The organism is Holospora undulata HU1 (assembly GCF_000388175.3).
In the GTDB taxonomy this organism is placed as follows: Bacteria; Pseudomonadota; Alphaproteobacteria; order Holosporales; family Holosporaceae; genus Holospora; species Holospora undulata_A.
Window position 1 is genome coordinate 1 of record NZ_ARPM03000081.1, and the last position, 2,762, is coordinate 2,762.

Genomic DNA, 2,762 nt, shown 5'->3' on the forward strand with positions numbered 1-2,762 from the left:
TTTCCCTGAAAGAGGCTGTTGCTTGGAATAATTTTATTAAAACCTGCCCAATGATCTGCGCAACAAAATAAAATTTTCTATTTTTTTAATCGTTCAAAAAGTCGTTTGAATGTTTGACTCAAGCGATCACCAAATTCCCAATCGATAAACTGTTTTCCAGCACGATCACAGACTTTAAAAATCCAAGCTTTAAAAATCCAAATTTTTTGCTTCTTTTTTTTTAATAATGCAAAAATTTTGGCGCATAGCCTTGATTATAAGGTGCCCACCCTCTTCAAAACTGAGGTCGCGCTGACACCAAAACGCTGAGCAATTCGGTTCATTGAAAGGCCGCTTGCGTATAAAACGAGGGATTTGAGCTTGTCTTTCTCGGGCACACCTCGTGAATTTTTTCCACATTTTTTACATTTGTACTGCTGAAACCCTTGAACAAAACCGCTTTTAAAGCATTACTAACATTCACAAAATGTACATACAATCATTTTTAGAGACTTTTAAAAGAATTTCTTTACCAGTTCTAACAAAAAAGATCTTTAGTTAAAAGCTCCCATTAAAAAATTTTGAACGAATATAATTAGTGATTTAATTAGAAAAATAAATTATTAAGTAAATCTAATTGATTTTTTTTAAATACTTTGATAAAATAATGCAACATAATATACATAATATACATAATATTAAATTTTAATTTTAAGCATTTATCAAGCTATGTTTTAATTCGATAAATGCTTTTCAAAAACCAGACTTTATAATAGATTTATTTTATTAGTTAAAACGTCTATTGGTTTTGAGAATTTTTGATCAATAAAATATTTTCCAAAATTAAGGTGTGCTAGAAATCACCCAAGGTGAGGGGCCAAAATGGTCAGCAAAGGAAGTAGAATAGTATTTTTCGATACGATTTTCAGGAACTGGCGGATCGATAACCTTTTCTTGAGCAGGGGTTGCAGAGGGATTGGGCGAAGCAGGCGACGCGCCCAGGTCGGGAGAAGCAGGTGAAGCTTCAGGAGTAATTGGAGCAGTCGGCGCAAAAGGCGCAAGCGTAATATCTGGTAAATTTGCAAAACACGAAGATATCATTCCAAAAATTGAAAATCCAATTTTCCAGTTCTTGCTTTGATATAGCTTGAATTCCATAGACCTTTATTCCCCTTTACAATATAATTTTAATATTTGACTAGGCTAAAAGCACGTCATCTTCAACAGATTTTGATTTGTTACGAGAATCTGATAAAGCAACCGCCATATCTTTTAGAGTTTTTTCTACTAAGGCCACTCTTTTTTCGTCTCCTTTACTACTCGAATTCGCTTTTTTCTTCTTTTCTTTCTTATCTTCTTCTGATTTTTCTTCTTTATTATCCCCCCCCTCTTCTTTTTTTACTTCTTCAGATTCAGAACTTACATCTGTTTCCGCACTTTTTTCTTGCGAATCAGACATATTAATGTCCTTTTTTTCTTCGCTTGGTGAAGGTTCTTTTGTGGCTTCTCCTTTATCTTTATCAGAAGAAACTTCTTCTTTTTCATCTTTTTTCTTACACCCTGCGACAAATCCTAATAAAACAAGGGAAATAGCACACGCGGTGCCTAAAATGGGAAGAGTTTTTTGCGTCATATCTTGCTCCTTAAATTTTTTCTTTCTCTATTCTGTCAGAATAATCTGAATAAACAACTAAACAACTTAGTTATTTCCAGTTTGATATTAAAAAAAATAAGATTAATCAGGAAAATTTTACTAGTATTAAAAATCATAAGAAATTCTACAATAAATTTGTTATAAAAATAATGATAAAATTGTAAATAATTATAAAAAAAACTTAATATACCTCTTTAAAACTATCACGCGAATTTTAATCCTTAATCAAAAATTTTTACAATCAGATTAAATCCTAAATAAGTAAGAAATACGAAGAGGTACATATACTTTTCACAATTATATTTTTAAACTCGCGCATAAACTCGCAAAGCACCGATTCTAAAACCCCAAGGGGTTCGTAAATCTTCTTCTATAGGATAGTGTTTTTTATATATAGTAATTTAGGTTGAATTAGAGTTTTTAAAGAAGCACGAAATAGCGTCGAATAGAGCGTTAAAATTTAGTATATTGCCCCCCTCTTCATATTGGCCCAGATTTTCTCTATTGGATTCAAATCACAAGAGTAAGGAGGTAGAAAAATTATACCGCATTTTACAGATTCTATTAATTTTTTACTTCTCTTGGATTTATGAAAAGAGACATTATCTATAATAACACCTTGGCCAGGCCTTAGTTCCTTGATCAGAAATTTTTCTACCCAAGTCCGTTAAAACCCATTGGTGCTATCAGTTTGTTATTAACCAAACCGGCAATACTATTTGTTCTTTGATACTATTTCCCACTCTTTTTGCCAGCCAACTTTTCACTGTTTCTGCCCCATTTTCTGTCTTTGCACATAGCCTATCAATGCCGCTTTCATCAATATATATCTAAATCAGTATAAAAAGGTTACGATAATGTTCTTCTTATATGCTTGACTTGGGCCCCATTTTTTCTCAATTGGATTTAGATCAGGGGAATAAAAAGGCAAACAAAGTAAACCATGGCATCTTCTAGCATCTTTTGCATATCTTTCCCTTTATGGAAAGCGGCATTATCCATAACACTACCGCTTTCTTTTGGAAGGTTTGCTAGCACCCAAGATGTAGCCCCCTTTGTAAGCCAGATATGAAACCAATTGCATCAAACCAATTGCAATTGTATTTGTATTTGCCAATTAAAGCGCCTA

At 32.8% G+C, this 2,762-nt stretch carries 4 protein-coding genes and 1 pseudogene; all 5 read right to left on the bottom strand.

Annotated elements, in window-relative coordinates; translation table 11 throughout:
• Window positions 1-254 precede the first annotated feature (254 nt).
• The 5 genes and pseudogenes from K737_RS01555 to K737_RS11365 all read right to left on the bottom strand — a co-directional run bounded on the left by K737_RS01555 (window position 255) and on the right by K737_RS11365 (window position 2,671).
• A pseudogene (locus tag K737_RS01555) lies at window positions 255-463 on the bottom strand (helix-turn-helix domain-containing protein).
• A gap of 359 nt (window positions 464-822) precedes the next feature.
• Window positions 823-1,137, bottom strand: coding sequence for a hypothetical protein (locus K737_RS01560; protein WP_006289425.1), 315 nt, complete (start codon window positions 1,135-1,137; stop codon window positions 823-825).
• Window positions 1,138-1,177: 40 nt separating this feature from the next.
• Window positions 1,178-1,612: a hypothetical protein gene (locus K737_RS01565; protein WP_006289428.1), complete on the bottom strand. Its 435-nt coding sequence runs from the start codon at window positions 1,610-1,612 to the stop codon at window positions 1,178-1,180.
• Between the two features lie 481 nt (window positions 1,613-2,093).
• Window positions 2,094-2,279, bottom strand: a complete 186-nt coding sequence (locus tag K737_RS11785; protein WP_081731138.1) for a transposase — start codon at window positions 2,277-2,279, stop codon at window positions 2,094-2,096.
• Window positions 2,280-2,539: 260 nt separating this feature from the next.
• Complete coding sequence (locus K737_RS11365; RefSeq protein ID WP_006289430.1) at window positions 2,540-2,671, bottom strand: hypothetical protein; 132 nt, start codon at window positions 2,669-2,671, stop codon at window positions 2,540-2,542.
• Between the last annotated feature and the right edge of the window lie 91 nt (window positions 2,672-2,762).